The 15,054-nt window shown below is 58.4% G+C and carries 17 protein-coding genes; 7 read left to right on the top strand and 10 right to left on the bottom strand.

The genetic code is table 11. The annotated features are described in order from the left end of the window. The first annotated feature begins 7 nt into the window (after positions 1–7). Positions 8–916: an OmpA family protein gene (locus AB4P91_RS11650; RefSeq protein WP_150592784.1), complete on the top strand. Its 909-nt coding sequence runs from the start codon at positions 8–10 to the stop codon at positions 914–916. A gap of 129 nt (positions 917–1,045) precedes the next feature. Beyond that, positions 1,046–2,263, top strand: coding sequence for an argininosuccinate synthase (locus AB4P91_RS11655; protein ID WP_042560735.1), 1,218 nt, complete (start codon positions 1,046–1,048; stop codon positions 2,261–2,263). Between the two features lie 133 nt (positions 2,264–2,396). Here the strand turns inward: AB4P91_RS11655 and AB4P91_RS11660 are convergent, their stop codons facing one another. Continuing rightward, positions 2,397–3,113 (bottom strand): hypothetical protein, encoded by a 717-nt coding sequence (locus tag AB4P91_RS11660; protein ID WP_150592785.1) that lies wholly within the window; start codon positions 3,111–3,113, stop codon positions 2,397–2,399. 179 nt (positions 3,114–3,292) lie between these two features. Between AB4P91_RS11660 and AB4P91_RS11665 the strand changes: the two genes are divergently transcribed. Further along, positions 3,293–3,499, top strand: a complete 207-nt coding sequence (locus AB4P91_RS11665; RefSeq protein ID WP_395604834.1) for a hypothetical protein — start codon at positions 3,293–3,295, stop codon at positions 3,497–3,499. 129 nt (positions 3,500–3,628) lie between these two features. Beyond that, on the top strand, positions 3,629–4,255 hold the full coding sequence (locus tag AB4P91_RS11670) for a response regulator transcription factor (RefSeq protein WP_042560733.1): 627 nt from the start codon (positions 3,629–3,631) through the stop codon (positions 4,253–4,255). Between the two features lie 90 nt (positions 4,256–4,345). Here AB4P91_RS11670 and AB4P91_RS11675 read toward each other — a convergent pair whose 3' ends face one another. The 8 genes from AB4P91_RS11675 to metG all read right to left on the bottom strand — a co-directional run bounded on the left by AB4P91_RS11675 (position 4,346) and on the right by metG (position 11,369). After that, positions 4,346–4,519 carry a PA3496 family putative envelope integrity protein gene (locus tag AB4P91_RS11675; RefSeq protein ID WP_115147783.1) on the bottom strand — a complete coding sequence of 58 codons (174 nt, stop codon included), beginning with the start codon at positions 4,517–4,519 and terminating at the stop codon, positions 4,346–4,348. Positions 4,520–4,627: 108 nt separating this feature from the next. Further along, positions 4,628–5,266, bottom strand: a complete 639-nt coding sequence (gene nth / locus AB4P91_RS11680) for an endonuclease III (protein WP_047302889.1) — start codon at positions 5,264–5,266, stop codon at positions 4,628–4,630. Then, positions 5,263–5,844, bottom strand: a complete 582-nt coding sequence (locus tag AB4P91_RS11685; RefSeq protein WP_395604835.1) for an Rnf-Nqr domain containing protein — start codon at positions 5,842–5,844, stop codon at positions 5,263–5,265. The genes nth and AB4P91_RS11685 overlap by 4 nt, the downstream gene beginning before the upstream one ends. Further along, entirely contained in the window at positions 5,841–6,446 is a 606-nt protein-coding gene (locus AB4P91_RS11690; protein ID WP_150592787.1) for an RnfABCDGE type electron transport complex subunit G, read from the bottom strand. Before AB4P91_RS11690 ends, AB4P91_RS11685 begins: the two co-directional genes overlap by 4 nt. Then, positions 6,443–7,426, bottom strand: coding sequence for an RnfABCDGE type electron transport complex subunit D (locus tag AB4P91_RS11695; RefSeq protein ID WP_395604836.1), 984 nt, complete (start codon positions 7,424–7,426; stop codon positions 6,443–6,445). The genes AB4P91_RS11690 and AB4P91_RS11695 overlap by 4 nt, the downstream gene beginning before the upstream one ends. Further along, positions 7,413–8,621 (bottom strand): electron transport complex subunit RsxB, encoded by a 1,209-nt coding sequence (gene rsxB / locus AB4P91_RS11700; RefSeq protein ID WP_395604837.1) that lies wholly within the window; start codon positions 8,619–8,621, stop codon positions 7,413–7,415. Before rsxB ends, AB4P91_RS11695 begins: the two co-directional genes overlap by 14 nt. Next, positions 8,618–9,187: an electron transport complex protein RnfA gene (locus AB4P91_RS11705; protein ID WP_395604838.1), complete on the bottom strand. Its 570-nt coding sequence runs from the start codon at positions 9,185–9,187 to the stop codon at positions 8,618–8,620. Before AB4P91_RS11705 ends, rsxB begins: the two co-directional genes overlap by 4 nt. Positions 9,188–9,317: 130 nt before the next feature. After that, positions 9,318–11,369 carry a methionine--tRNA ligase gene (gene metG, locus AB4P91_RS11710; protein WP_395604839.1) on the bottom strand — a complete coding sequence of 684 codons (2,052 nt, stop codon included), beginning with the start codon at positions 11,367–11,369 and terminating at the stop codon, positions 9,318–9,320. 133 nt (positions 11,370–11,502) lie between these two features. On the opposite strand from metG, the gene apbC reads away from it, so the two are divergent. Continuing rightward, on the top strand, positions 11,503–12,597 hold the full coding sequence (gene apbC / locus AB4P91_RS11715) for an iron-sulfur cluster carrier protein ApbC (RefSeq protein WP_150592792.1): 1,095 nt from the start codon (positions 11,503–11,505) through the stop codon (positions 12,595–12,597). 131 nt (positions 12,598–12,728) lie between these two features. Here the strand turns inward: apbC and AB4P91_RS11720 are convergent, their stop codons facing one another. After that, complete coding sequence (locus AB4P91_RS11720) at positions 12,729–13,487, bottom strand: SDR family oxidoreductase (protein ID WP_150601719.1); 759 nt, start codon at positions 13,485–13,487, stop codon at positions 12,729–12,731. 161 nt (positions 13,488–13,648) lie between these two features. Here AB4P91_RS11720 and AB4P91_RS11725 point away from each other — a divergent pair, with 161 nt between their 5' ends. Then, entirely contained in the window at positions 13,649–14,380 is a 732-nt protein-coding gene (locus AB4P91_RS11725; protein WP_395604840.1) for a HugZ family protein, read from the top strand. Between the two features lie 65 nt (positions 14,381–14,445). Continuing rightward, positions 14,446–14,922: an FxsA family protein gene (locus AB4P91_RS11730; RefSeq protein WP_150592795.1), complete on the top strand. Its 477-nt coding sequence runs from the start codon at positions 14,446–14,448 to the stop codon at positions 14,920–14,922. The last annotated feature ends 132 nt before the right edge of the window (positions 14,923–15,054 follow it).

Genomic DNA, 15,054 nt, shown 5'->3' on the forward strand with positions numbered 1-15,054 from the left:
GCCTCCCGTGCGCCAGCGATATTTAGCCTTGCTCAGTGTGTTTGCCAGTTTTCCTGCGATGGCGCTTACGTACCAGACTCGCCTGGAGAACATTGAGTGGACGGTCGCGGGCGACAAGTTCGAGTGCCGTCTGACACAACCGATCACGGATTTCGGCTCGGGTGAGTTCGTGCGCAAGGCCGGTGAGCAGGCGATCTTCCGTCTGAATGCCTACAACGCCATGCTCGGCGGCGGTTCGGCAACGTTGCTCGCCGCCGCAGCACCTTGGCAGCCGGGGCGTGGCGACATCAACCTGGGCACTGTAAGACTGGGCAGCGGCAACGTCCTGTTCAACAGCTCGCAGTCTCAGGCCGGCGGCTTGATCAGTGGTCTGATGGATGGGCGCAGTCCTGTTGTCCGTCGCGCCTCGGGCGATGGTCGGGTCTCGGAAGTGCGTTTGTTGCCGGTCAGGTTCAGCAAGGCCTTCAACGATTACCAGAGCTGTGTGGCGAAATTGCTGCCGCAGAATTTCGAACAGGTTAAACGATCGCAGATCGGCTTCCCTGGCGAAGGTATCGAGCTCGATGCCGCTGCCAAGGCCAAGCTGCAAGTGATGCTTGAGTACATGAAGGCTGATCCGACGGTTAATCACATCGAACTCGATGGCCACTCGGACAACAGCGGCAATCGTCTGACCAATCGCGAACTGTCTCGTCGTCGGGCCTTGGCCGTGGTTGATTTCTTCAAGGCCAATGGCATTCAGGAATCGCAAATCACCGTACGTTTCCATGGTGAGCGCTACCCATTGGTTCCTAACACCAATGCGAGCAACCGCGCGAAGAACCGTCGGGTCAACGTGCACCTTGCGCGAGTAGCCCCGACGACCGCACCTGCACCCACTGCCAGCACGCCGGCGAACGCTGCGGCAACTTCCTGACCCGCTGGTCATCGTCGCGCCCTCGACAGATTCTGTCGCTTTGTCGTCTTAAGCTGTCGCGCCTCTGTAAATTATCGCGTTTGGGCGGTAGACTCCTCGGCTTTCCGTAGAACCCCGTGGAGTGATGGCATGGCGGACGTAAACAAGGTCGTTCTGGCGTATTCCGGCGGCCTGGACACTTCGGTGATCCTCAAGTGGCTGCAGGATACTTATAACTGTGAAGTGGTGACCTTCACCGCTGATCTCGGTCAAGGCGAAGAGGTCGAGCCGGCCCGCGCCAAGGCTCAGGCCATGGGCGTCAAAGAAATCTACATCGACGATCTGCGCGAAGAATTCGTGCGTGACTTCGTGTTCCCGATGTTCCGTGCCAACACCGTTTACGAGGGCGAGTACCTGCTGGGTACTTCCATCGCACGTCCACTGATCGCCAAGCGCCTGATCGAAATCGCCAACGAAACCGGCGCTGACGCCATTTCCCATGGCGCCACCGGCAAGGGCAACGATCAGGTGCGTTTCGAACTGGGTGCGTACGCGCTCAAGCCAGGCGTGAAAGTGATCGCGCCGTGGCGTGAGTGGGACCTGCTGTCCCGCGAGAAGCTGATGGACTATGCCGAGAAGCACGCGATCCCGATCGAGCGCCACGGCAAAAAGAAATCCCCGTACTCGATGGACGCCAACCTGCTGCACATCTCCTATGAAGGCGGCGTGCTGGAAGACACCTGGACCGAGCACGAAGAGGACATGTGGCGTTGGACCGTCTCCCCGGAGAAGGCGCCCGACACCCCGCAGTACCTGGAACTGACCTACCGTAACGGCGACATCGTTGCGCTGGACGGCGTCGAAATGACCCCGGCCACCGTGCTGGCGACGCTGAACAAGATCGGTGGTGCTCACGGTATCGGCCGTCTCGACATCGTCGAAAACCGTTATGTCGGCATGAAGTCTCGCGGCTGCTACGAGACTCCGGGCGGCACGATCATGCTGCGTGCTCACCGCGCCATTGAATCGATCACCCTGGACCGCGAAGTCGCTCACTTGAAAGACGAGCTGATGCCGAAGTACGCCAGCCTGATCTACACCGGTTACTGGTGGAGCCCTGAGCGTCTGATGCTGCAACAGATGATCGACGCTTCCCAGACCAGCGTGAATGGTGTGGTTCGCCTGAAGTTGTACAAAGGCAACGTGATCGTGACGGGCCGCAAGTCCGACGATTCGCTGTTCGATGCCAACATCGCGACCTTCGAAGAAGATGGCGGTGCTTACAACCAGGCTGACGCGGCGGGCTTCATCAAGCTCAACGCGCTGCGTATGCGCATTGCTGCCAACAAGGGCCGCAAGCTGTTCTGATTTTCAGACTGACGCGCACTAAAAAGGGCGGCCCCGTCTTCGAGACGGGCCGCCCTTTTTTATAGAATTCTTTTGTCCGACGCTTACCTGCAATGTCCCTTTTGCGTTTGCTTGCGCTGCTATCCCCCATGCTTCAAGCGCTTCCCAGCAGCGTGACCGTCTGTGAACACAGGTTGTAGATAATACAGAGTGTTGTGCCTGAGCCTTTATTCGCATGCCTGATCCGCAGTAACGCTCTTTTCGTCAGTGAGCCGTCCGACACATGGTTGGAAAGAAACATGATCACCCGCACCGTTTTCCTGTCGGTTCGTGGGATTTTTTCCAGAATTGTGGCGAGTTCTCTCGACACATCAATATCTCGTGCATCAATGATGTGCAGGTTGCTGAAAGACTCGGACAGCTGAATGCTGTGCTGAACCCTCAGGGGCGCCTTCGCACTGATGCCAGGCGGCGGGTCAGATGCGTTATGGACTTTGCACGAGTCCCTGCGCCGTGCAGCAGAGGTTTCGCTGGCGACGATATGACTTGATAGGCCGAAAGTCGCCTGTGTATCGGGCTCATGCGGCGGTGCGTGCCGTTTGCTGTCGCGGTCATCGTTGTCGATGACTTTTAAAAAGCTTTTGTCTTTTCCGAAATCCGAGGGTGAATAGAGCGTGCGATGATTGAAGTTCAAAGTAATAAAGAAAAGAAATAACAAGTAAAAAGGGAAGCTGATAAGAAACCACACATAGATCTCCCGATCTTCGTTGTCAAGAAACGGTAAAGATACCGCGGCGGAGCCTTCCGAAATTGCGGCAAATATGGCGATAACCGTCATCGGATTAGTAATTCTCTTTCTGATTTTTAACATGCTCTTGCTCTCCTGTTCAGGTGGGGCCTTATGAGTGGGTTGTATGTTTTTATGCGTGAGTAAGTTGAGGTTTGCTGTTTTCTGTTTATAGTAAAAGTACTTATTTGAATATAAATATCTTGTTTCAAGTGTTTATGATTTTCTGACGTGTAGCGGAGGTTTGTAGGAGATTGCCGTCATTGCCTGATGTTTCTGATTTGCGCAATATTTCAGGTGTGATGCGGGCATTGCGCACCGAGCTGCCGATTGACGGTCATGAAAACGGCTCTCGAGGCGGCTCTTCGGCCGATATGGGTCGCGCACTGTTACAAGTGAAAATCGGAAGTTTTGCAGATGGGTTGAGTGTTTTTTTGTCGGGTGTTTATAGCGATACCGGTTTTTTGTAGGATTATTCCTCGATGGCTGTAGGGGACGTCTCTCGATGCAAGTGCATGAGAGACCTGACATGCCATAGAGCAAAGGGCTGGGCTATTGTGCGTGTTCTAAAAATTCGAACAGCGAAACTGGACTTGCCCATGAATAAAGTGCTGATCGTGGATGACCACCCCGTCATTCGTCTTGCGGTACGTATGCTGATGGAACGTCATGGCTACGAAGTCATTGCAGAAACGGATAACGGCGTGGATGCATTACAACTGGCTCGCGAACAAATGCCGGATATTGTCATTCTGGATATTGGAATACCGAAACTTGATGGTCTGGAAGTCATTGCACGACTGACGTCGGTCGCAATGCCTATTAAAGTCCTGGTATTGACTTCCCAGGCGCCGGGTCATTTTTCAATGCGTTGCATGCAATCGGGGGCGGCGGGTTATGTATGCAAACAGCAGGATTTGACCGAATTGCTAAGTGCGATCAAAGCTGTTTTATCTGGCTACAGTTATTTTCCCAATCAGGCGTTGCACACCGTACGTACCAGCTTGGGCAATGCCAGTGAAGCAGACATGGTGGATCGCCTTTCCGGGCGCGAGATGATGGTGTTGCAACAGTTGGCGCGGGGGAAGACCAACAAGGAAATCGCCGATGGAATGTTTTTGAGTAACAAGACAGTGAGTACCTACAAGACCCGCTTGTTGCTGAAACTCAATGCGCGTTCACTGGTTGATCTGATCGAGCTGGCCCAGCGAAACGGGCTTGTCTGAATACTTCAGTCGCTGACGGGGTCATGGGCCGATCGAATTCAGCTAGCCATCAAAAGCGAAAAAGCCTCCGTTTCGGGAGGCTTTCAAATATCAGAAATCAAAGTCGTAATCGGCCAACTTCTTTTGCAGTCGGCGCTCCTCCAGCAGGTTGTCGATCGTGCGGCGTTTGCTCAGGTTGGTCTTGGCGACTTCAACCACGGGTTCGGCGTCGTCCGTGGGGTCATCATCCACTTCCAGTTCCAGTTCCTCTTTATCAGTACTCATCAGATTGACTCCCGCCCTAAGACTGCCGTTGGCGCCCCTTATATCGACATTCCGGCGGCGGGTAAAAAAGATTTTTTCAATCGATCACTCATTTATTTCTATAACTGATCAATCGTCCGATGTTTTTTGTTTGTATTCGCACAAGTCTTCGATTCGGCAACTGCCGCACCGCGGCTTGCGCGCCAGACACACGTAGCGTCCGTGAAGAATCAGCCAGTGGTGGGAATCGAGCAGGAATTGCTTTGGTACAAACTTCATAAGCTTGTTTTCCACCTCGACCACATTTTTGCCGGGGGCGATGCCCGTGCGGTTGCTGACCCGGAAGATGTGCGTGTCTACGGCCATGGTCAACTGACGGAACGCCGTGTTGAGCACCACGTTGGCGGTCTTTCGACCGACACCGGGCAACGCTTCGAGCTCCTCCCGCGTTTGCGGCACTTCACCGTTGTGGCGTTCGACCAGCAAGCGGCACGTCTCGATGACGTTTTTGGCCTTGCTGTTGTAGAGGCCGATGGTCTTGATGTATTCGGACAGCCCCTCGACGCCCAGCGCGTAGATCGCTGCCGGGGTGTTGGCGACCGGGTACAGCTTGGCCGTCGCCTTGTTTACGCCAACGTCGGTCGACTGCGCCGAAAGAATCACCGCAATCAGCAATTCGAAGGGCGAGGAGTAGGCCAGTTCGGTTTTCGGCTCGGGATTGTCTTCGTGCAGTCGGCGGAAAATCTCAAGACGTTTTGCGGCATTCATGGGCGATGCGTTTCCTTGGGGATAGAGTTCGAGCGAGTCCACGCCTGACGGGCCGCGAGCAGCAACCCCAACATAATCAGTGCGCCGGGAACCAGGGTTGCCAGAGGCAGGCCCTCGCTGAATAAAACCAGACCTTGCCAGTGTTCTGACAGTCCTCGGCCCAAGCGACCCTGGCCTGCGAGCTCACGCACGACGGCGAGTATCACCATCAAGGCGCTGAACATACCGCTTAGCTTGAGGCGCTCGCTCGGTGTCTGGCGGAAAAATCCGTTGTGTTCGAGTACCAGGCACTGCAAGGCAATCAACCCCGCATACAGACCAAAAGCCTGATGCCACGCAAGAAACCAGCGTTGCGCGAAGACCTCGGCACAACTGGTCAGCGTCGCGGCGAGTAGCAGGGCTGCTGACCAGGTGGCCGCAGGCGTCAGGTGCGAGCGTAAAAAAGACATGCACAAGCCATAGGCGCCCACTACCACCGCGAACATCAAGATCGCGCCCAGCGCGCCAGCCAACGAACTCGTCGTCCCGAGCAAAAGCATGAGCATCAATGAATTCGCCACGTGCGCCGTGCGGTTCATGGTGGGCTCCCCAGCAATGCCACACGCTGTTGGTCAAAATAACGCAGAGCGTCATGAACAGCGTTGATCACCGCGCGGGAAGTGATGGTCGCACCGGCCATTTGATCGAATTGCCCCTGATCCTTTTTCAGCGCCCAACCGGCATCCGTCGGCTCGTCACTCGATTTCCCGATAAACACCGACAGCCATGCATTCGGCCATTCGCCCAGATGTCCGCCGAGCGCGGGCGTTTCATTTTGCGTGAGGGTTTTTACCCCCAGCAATTTTCCATGACCATCAATGGCAATCAGCAGTTCGATGCTGCCGGCATAACCCTTGCTTCGGCTGCGCAGCAACACCGCGACCGGTCGCCCGGCTTTGCTCGCGCGATAGCCGCCGGTGAGCGTGCTGTGGCGCAAGGCAACGTCCGCCAGGGCCAGCGGCTGTTCGAGTGGTTGATTGTCGTAGCTGTCCGGGGCGAGCACGTCGAGCAGTTTGCGACTGTCGAGCAGACGTTGTTCGGCGGCAATCTGCGGCGCATTGCTGCGTTGCACAAGATACGTCGCCGTGATGCCGACGAAAGCCAACAGCAGCAGCGTGAGTGCGCTCTTTGTGCGGTTCATGGGCGCACCGGTGTCTGTCGGCGCACGGCGAAACGCTCGAGTGCAGGCACGCAGAGATTCATTAACAGCACCGCGAACGCGACGCCGTCCGGGTAACCACCCCAGGTGCGGATCAGGTAAGTCAGCAGTCCGACTCCGGCGCCGAACAGCACACGCGCCAGCGCATTTTTTGCCCCGGATACCGGTTCGGTGATGATGAAAAACGCGCCGAGCATGGTGGCACCGCTCAGCAGATGAAACAGCGGCGAGCCGTGGGAGTCCGAGCCCGAGCCGTTCCAGCACAGCAGGCTGACTAAAAACAGGCTGGCGAGCATACCGACGGGCGCGTGCCAGCCGAATACTCGCCTTTGCAGCAGAAACAGCCCGCCGACGAGAAACGCCAGATTGACCCACTCCACGCCACGCCCGCCGAAGCGCCCGAAGGCCGGGTTGACGGCGAACAATTCATCGATGGTTAGGCTTTTATTGATGCGCAGGCTGTCCAGGGCTGTGGCCTGAACCCAGGCGTCCGGGGCCTGCCCCGGATTGAATACCTGTTGCGAGGCGTCGAGCAGCGCCATGCCATGGGCCGGCCATTGGGTCATTGGCTGCGGGAACATCACAATGACCAAGGCAAAACCGAGCATGGCCGGATTGAACGGGTTTTTGCCCACGCCGCCGTACAGATGTTTGCCAAACAGCAGACCTGCGGCGGTCGCTGTCATCGTCAGCCACCAAGGGCAATAGAGCGGCAGGGTGACGGCCAACAAAGTCGCGCTGACCAGTGCGCTGCCGTCACCGAGCAGCGGCTGCAACACTTGCCCGCGCAGGCGTGCGACGCCTGCCTCGACCGCCAGTGCGCAGGCGACGCAAAGGATCAGATTGATCAATACGCCCCATCCGTAAAACCACAACAAGCTCAGCAGCCCCGGCAGCATGGCAAGCAGCACCAGTCTCATCGCCTGTTGCAGGCGATCGTCGGGTGTCTCAAGGCGCGACATGATCTTGCACCTGGCGCTCGGCGTCCTGCAGGCGCGCGCGGGCCTTGTCGAGGGTTTCGGCCGGGGTGTCAGCGCGTCGTTCGAGTTTGTTCAGGTCAGCGCGGGCGTAGGCCAATTCGGTTTTCAACTGGCGAAGTTGGCTGTCGATCGGGCGTTTTTCCACGCGCACCAGGTCAGGCGCAGGCTGATCGCTGGCCGCTTCGGCGGCGTGAAGCGCTTGCTCGGCGTCACGTAACGCCTGTTCCAGCGTGGCAATCTGCGCGGTCGGCGCTTCGGCGGTCTGGGCCTTTTTCAGTTCGGCGCGGCGCATGGCCAATTGAATTTTTGCCCGTTTCAGGTCCGCGTCTTTCGCCGGCGCTGGCGCTGCCGGAGTGGCGGGTGCGCTGCTTTCGAGTTTGGCCAAAGCCTGTTCAGCCACTTCGAATTGCTGCTGCAACACGATCAATTGCGACTGCTGTTCAAAGGTCGGCGGATGACCAAAGGCTTTCAGCGATTTATGCAGTTGCGCACGGCTCATCGCGACATCGATCTTGGCTTTTTTCAATGCGGCGTCGGCGCCTGCGGATTTTTGCGCGCGCACGCGTTCCAGTGCAGCTTGCACTGGGTCGGGCGTTGTCACTTCAGATTGAGCGGCGCGTTTGGCTCGCGCCTCGCGCTCAGCCTGTTTGTGTTGTTCTTCGCGTTGCAGGCGGGCATTGCGTCGTTCAAAGCGCTGGCGGGCGTGATCACGTTTGGCGGCGCGCGCGCGCTGTTCTTCAAGACTGAACGCGAGGCCACCGACCACAGGGAGTGTGCTCGGTGGCAGGGGATGCATTTCGATGCAGTCCACCGGGCAGGGCGCCACGCACAGGTCGCAACCGGTGCATTCGTCGATCAGAACGGTGTGCATCAATTTCGCCGCGCCGACGATGGCATCAATCGGGCAGGCCTGAATGCACTTGGTGCAGCCAATGCATTCGGCTTCGCGGATGTAAGCCACCTGCGCTGGTGCCGAACCGCGACTGACGTCCAGCTCCAGCACCGGCACTTTCAACAGCTCGGCCAACGCCGCGATGGTTTCATCACCACCCGGGGGGCACTTGTTGATCGGCTCGCCGTCGACGATGCCCTGTGCGTAAGGTTTGCATCCTGGATGACCGCACTTGCCGCACTGTGTCTGCGGCAGAAGGGCGTCGATGCGTTGAATCAGACTCATGTTTTGATCAGTCCACTGAATCCGAGAAAAATCACTGCGATCAGTCCGGCGCCGATCAGGTCGATCGGCAGGCCACGAAAGGGCAGGGGAATATCGTTGTCGGTTGTACGCTCACGCAAATCGCTGAACTGGCTCAGCGCCAGCCAGAAACCCAGCCCGGCACCGAGGCTCATTGCTGCCGCGTGCAACAGGCCTTGATCGCTCTGCGCATTGATCAGCGCCAGCCCAAGCACGCCGGCGTTGCCCAGCAACAGCGGCCACAAACCCTCGAACGGCAGGTTCGGCAACCCACGCGCCAAGAGTTTCAGCAGCGGCGCGATCAGCAACACGCTCAATGGCAAAAACACGAACAGGCGCAGCGCTTGCAGTTGCAGGGGGACCAGCAGCCAGTGCCAGATTGTGTAGCCGACCACGCCGACGATCACCATCAGACACAAGGTCGCCAGCCCCAGCGCATGCACCTGCCGACGACTGCCCGCCAACAGCGGATCGACGCCCAGCGGCCAGTGCAACACGAAGTTGTTGAGCAGCGCAGCACTGATAAGCGTAAGCACGAGTTCGGTCATGGGGCTGCCGGCGAAACGGGCGGATGTCTCATAAGGTTAGGCATTATCCGGCAGCGACGGTGAGTGGGCCAGATATGAAAAATCCCACAGGCATGCGCGCACGCCTGTGGGATCGATTTGCCGCAGAGTCTTACTTGATGCGCTGACCTGGCTTGGCGCCGCTGTCCGGGCTCAGCAGGTAGATTTCTTCACCGCCAGGACCTGCCGCCATCACCATGCCTTCGGAAATACCGAACTTCATTTTCCGCGGCTTGAGGTTGGCGATCATCATGGTCAGGCGACCGTCGAGCTTGGATGGATCCGGATAAGCGCTCTTGATCCCGGAGAACACGTTGCGTTGCTCGTCACCGATATCCAGGGTCAGGCGCAACAGCTTATCAGCGCCTTCCACGGCTTCAGCCTTGATGATCAGTGCAACGCGCAGGTCGACCGCAGCGAATGCGTCGAAGTCGATTTCCGGTGACAGTGGGTCCTTGGCCAGCTCGCCGTTGCCCGCAGGGGCGGCTGCGCCGGTATCGGTCTGGCTGGCGGTCAGGTCTTCTTTCGAGGCGTCGCTCATCGCTTGTACTTTTACCGGGTCGATGCGGGTCATCAATGGCTTGAATTCGTTGAGCTGATGATTGGCCAGCAGGGTGGTGTGGTCGTTCCAGGTCAGCGGGGCGACGTTGAGGAACGCTTCGGCGTCGGCGGCCAGCAGCGGCAGCACCGGCTTGAGGAAGATCACCAGTTGGCGGAACAGGTTGATCCCGGTGGCGCAGATCGCCTGGACTTCATCCTGTTTGCCTTCCTGCTTGTTCAGCGACCACGGTGCCTTGTCGGCGATCCACGCGTTGGCGCGGTCGGCCAGGGCCATGGTTTCGCGCATGGCACGGGCGAAGTCGCGGGCTTCATAAGCGTCGGCGATGCTTGGCGCGGCGGCGAGGAAAGCCTCGGTCAGTTCAGGCGCGGCATTGTTGTCGACCAGCAGGCCGGCATTGCCCTTTTGAATGAAACCGGCGCAACGGCTGGCGATGTTGACGACTTTGCCGACCAGGTCGGAGTTGACCTTCTGCACGAAGTCTTCGAGGTTCAGGTCGAGGTCGTCGACGCCACGGCCCAGTTTGGCTGCGTAGTAGTAGCGCAGGTATTCCGGCGACAGGTGATCCAGGTACGTGCGGGCCTTGATAAAGGTGCCGCGCGACTTGGACATCTTCTGGCCGTTGACGGTCAGGTAGCCGTGTACGTTGATCGCGGTCGGTTTGCGGTAACCGGCGCCTTCGAGCATGGCTGGCCAGAACAGGGCGTGGAAGTTGACGATGTCCTTGCCGATGAAGTGGTACAGCTCGGCAGTGGAATCCTTGGCCCAGAACGCGTCGAAGTCCAGCTCCGGCGTGCGGTCGCACAGATTCTTGAAGCTGGCCATGTAGCCGATTGGCGCATCCAGCCAGACGTAGAAATACTTGCCCGGCTCGCCCGGGATCTCGAAACCGAAGTACGGCGCATCGCGGGAGATGTCCCACTGTTGCAGGCCGGCGTCCAGCCATTCGGCGATCTTGTTGGCCACGGCGTCCTGCAAGGTGCCGCTGCGGGTCCAGGTTTGCAGCATGTCCTGGAAGTCCGGCAGTTTGAAGAAGAAGTGCTGGGAATCCTTGAGCACCGGGGTGGCGCCAGAGATGGCCGACTTCGGATCCTTCAGATCAGTCGGTGCGTAGGTCGCACCGCATTTTTCGCAGTTGTCGCCGTACTGGTCTTCAGTGCCGCATTTCGGGCAGGTGCCCTTGATGAAGCGGTCGGCCAGGAACATTTTCTTTTCCGGGTCGAAATACTGGGTGATCGAACGTTGGGCGATGTGCCCGGCGTCACGCAGCTTGAGGTAGATCTGGCTCGACAGCTCACGGTTTTCTTCGGCGTGAGTGGAGTGGAAGTTGTCGAACTCGACCAGGAACTCGGCAAAGTCGGCGCTGTGTTCAGCCTGCACGTTGGCGATCAGTTGTTCCGGGGTGATGCCTTCCTTTTCTGCGCGCAGCATGATCGCCGAACCGTGGGCGTCGTCGGCGCAGACGTAGATGCATTGATTGCCGCGATGCTTCTGGAAGCGCACCCACATATCGGTCTGGATGTATTCCAGCATGTGGCCAAGGTGGATCGAACCGTTGGCGTAGGGCAGGGCGCTGGTGACGAGGATCTTGCGTGGCTCGGACATGTAGGGCTTCGCTACTTGATGAAACGGAGGTCGGCCACTATAAAGCGCTGGCGCATATTTTTCACCCTGTGCACCTGTTTCATTCAGGTACGATACCCGCCATCTTTTCCCAGTCTTGTTATCGGAGTTGCCCATGAGTGCCGTCACTCGCGCAGCGGTGGAAGCCGTCCTCAGCCAATACACCGACCCTTACCTGAACCAGGACCCGGTCAGCGCCGGTTGCGTGAAAAACATCGAGATCGTCGGTGACCGCGTCAATGTGCAGCTGGAAATCGGTTACGCCGCCGGTCTGTTCAAAAGCGGCTGGGCGCAATTGCTGCAACTGGCGATCGAAAATCTCGACGGCGTAGTGACTGCCAGAGTCGAGGTCAACACGGTGATCGCTGCGCACAAGGCTCAAGCGCAGATCCCGGGGCTGGCCAACGTCAAGAACGTGGTGGCCGTGGCGTCGGGCAAGGGCGGTGTCGGCAAGTCGACCACCGCTGCTAACCTCGCGTTGGCGCTGGCCCGTGAAGGCGCCAGGGTCGGGATTCTCGATGCCGATATCTATGGCCCGAGTCAGGGCATCATGTTCGGCATTCCCGAGCGCACTCGCCCTGAAATCAAGGATCAGAAGTGGTTCGTGCCGCTCAAGGCCCACGGCGTCGAAGTCATGTCGATGGCGTTCCTGACGGACGACAACACGCCAATGGTCTGGCGTGGGCCGATGGTCTCCGGCGCATTGCTGCAACTGGTTACGCAAACCGCATGGGGCGATCTCGATTATCTGGTGATCGACATGCCGCCAGGCACCGGCGACATCCAGTTGACCCTGGCGCAGAAAGTCCCGGTGGCAGGCGCTGTGATCGTCACCACACCGCAGGATCTGGCCTTGCTCGACGCGCGCAAAGGCGTGGAAATGTTCCGCAAGGTCAACATTCCGGTGTTGGGCGTGGTGGAAAACATGGCCGTGCACATCTGCTCCAATTGCGGCCATGCCGAGCATCTGTTCGGTGAAGGGGGCGGTGAGAAGCTTGCGACGCAGTACGGCGTCGAGCTATTGGCCTCGCTGCCGTTGTCGATGCTGATCCGTGAACAGGCCGATGGCGGCAAGCCAACGGTGATCGCCGAGCCGGACAGCCAGATTGCCATGGTCTATCAGGAACTGGCCCGTCACGTTGGCGCGCGGATTGTGTTGCAGGAAGCGGCGACACCCGCGATGCCGAACATCACCATCAGCGACGATTGATACATCAGCAACACGGAAAAACCTGTGGGAGCGAGCTTGCTCGCGATAGCGCTGGGTCAGACAACTGATGAGTTGAATGACACACCGCTTTCGCGAGCAAGCTCGCTCCCACAGTTGTTTTGTGTCGATAGTTAGATACGCAGCCCGCCATCCATCTCCAGAATCCGACCGGTGTAATAGTCGTTCTCGAAGATGTACGCCGCCGAATGGGCGATCTCTTGCGGTTTGCCCATACGCTTGAGCGGAATTCCCGCGGTCATCTTCTCCAGCGCTTCCGGCTTCATGCCCAGGGTCATCTCGGTTTCGATGAAGCCCGGCGCAATGCCCGCTACGCGAATGCCATAACGCGCCAGTTCCTTGGCCCACGTCACGGTCGCCGCCGCTACACCAGCCTTGGCTGCGGAATAGTTGGTCTGGCCAACGTTGCCTGCCCGGGATATCGACGAGATGTTGATGATTGCGCCGCTGGTCTTCAGCTCGACCATTTTCGCCGCGACTTCGCGCGTGCAGAGGAATACGCCGGTCAGGTTGACGTCGATCACCGCCTGCCATTGGGCCAGGCTCATCTTGGTCATTTCGCCGTCCTTGACCTTCAGTAGCAGGCCGTCGCGCAGAATCCCGGCGTTGTTGATCAAACCATGGATCGCGCCGAAATCGGCGGCGACCTGCGCGACCATGTGCTCCACCTGTTCTTCATTGGCGACGTTGCACAGATAGCTGCGGGCCTCGACCCCTTTGGCTTTGCAGGCGGCGACGGCGTCGTCGAGCTTTTCCTGGTTCAGATCGACCAACGCCAGCTTCGCGCCTTTGCCGGCGAAATACTCGGCCATCGAACGGCCCAAACCCTGGCAACCGCCAGTGATAATGATTACTTTGTCGTTGAGTTGCATTCGCATGCCCCGATAGCAGGTCAGAGTGGATTTCCTTCAGAGCGCCTCTCGATCTGCGCCGGATGTGGCCTGGCTGCACCTGAGAATTGCCCGAGGGTGAGCGGAACATATCCCGCGCACCTGTCCGTTTTTTCGACGGATTCTATTTAAGGAGTCATAAATTGAGCGTTGAAGTGGCGAAGAATGCCCGAGAATTGCTTCTCAAGGAATACCGTGGAGTGCTCTCGACCCACTCCAAATCCATGCCCGGTTTTCCCTTTGGCTCCGTCGTGCCGTATTGCCTGGACGGGCAGGGCCGACCATTGATCCTGATCAGCCGCATCGCCCAGCACACGCACAATCTGCAAAAAGACCCGAAATGCTCGATGCTGGTGGGTGAGCGCGAGGCAGATGACGTGCAGGCCGTTGGTCGCCTGACCTATCTGGCCGAAGCGCAAAAGCTTGAAGACACCGCCTGCATTGAAGCGGCGGCCGAGCGTTATTACCGCTACTTCCCCGACTCGCAGAACTACCACAAGGCTCACGAATTCGATTTCTGGGTGCTGAATCCGGTGCGCCATCGCTACATCGGTGGTTTCGGCGCCATTCACTGGGTCGATCAACTGACCTTGGCCAACCCGTTCGCCGGCAAAGCCGAGATCAGCATGGTCGAACACATGAACAGCGACCACGCCAAAGCCATCGCGCATTACGTCGATCTCGCCGGGCTGCCGAAAACCGTGCCGGCGCAACTGGCCGGAATCGACACCGAAGGCATGCACCTGCGCATCGGTCAGGCGCTGTACTGGTTGCCGTTTCAAGCACCATGTCATACGCCGATACAAGTGCGCGAAGCCTTGGTTTCTCTGGCTCACGCCGAGCATTGGCCAAAAAATGCAGTGGCCGACGCTTGAATTCACGAAAGGGCGACGTCATCTAAGGCTTACTGCAAGGCATTTCTTGCGTAGAGGAAAGTTAGATGCGCCCTTTTTTGTTGCTCTTTCTGCTGTTTCCGGTGCTGGAGCTGTTCGTATTCGTCAAAGTGGCAGGGGCTATCGGGTTCTTCCCGGCCCTGCTGCTGATCATTCTCGGCTCGATGTTCGGGGTCTTCGTGCTGCGCGTCGCCGGTCTGGCCACGGCACTGCGTGCCCGTGAAAGCCTGAACCGCGGCGAACTGCCTGCGCAAACCATGCTTGAAGGTCTGATGCTGGCACTGGCCGGTGGTTTGTTGATTCTGCCGGGCTTCATCAGCGACGTGGTCGGTCTGGTGATGCTGCTGCCGTTCACGCGTCGACTGCTGGCCAATAAAATGCGCCAGCGCGCCGAAGATCAGGCGATGCGCCAGCGTGCGTTCGCTGACGATCTGCAACCACGCGGCGGGCCTGCCCCACGCGATACGCTGGGCCGTGAGCCCAACGTGATCGAAGGCGAGTTCGAGCACCGCGACACCAAGTGACACCTGGATCGACACGGCACCCTCGGGTGCCGGGTTTTTATGTGGGCTGCATCCGGGCGTTGCGATGAAAAATTTTCTGCGTCCGCCCTTGTAATAAGCTTGTGCGCCCTTATGTAACGGTCACCGAAAGGT

Source organism: Pseudomonas sp. B21128 (genome assembly GCF_044218865.1).
Lineage (GTDB): Bacteria > Pseudomonadota > Gammaproteobacteria > Pseudomonadales > Pseudomonadaceae > Aquipseudomonas > Aquipseudomonas iridis.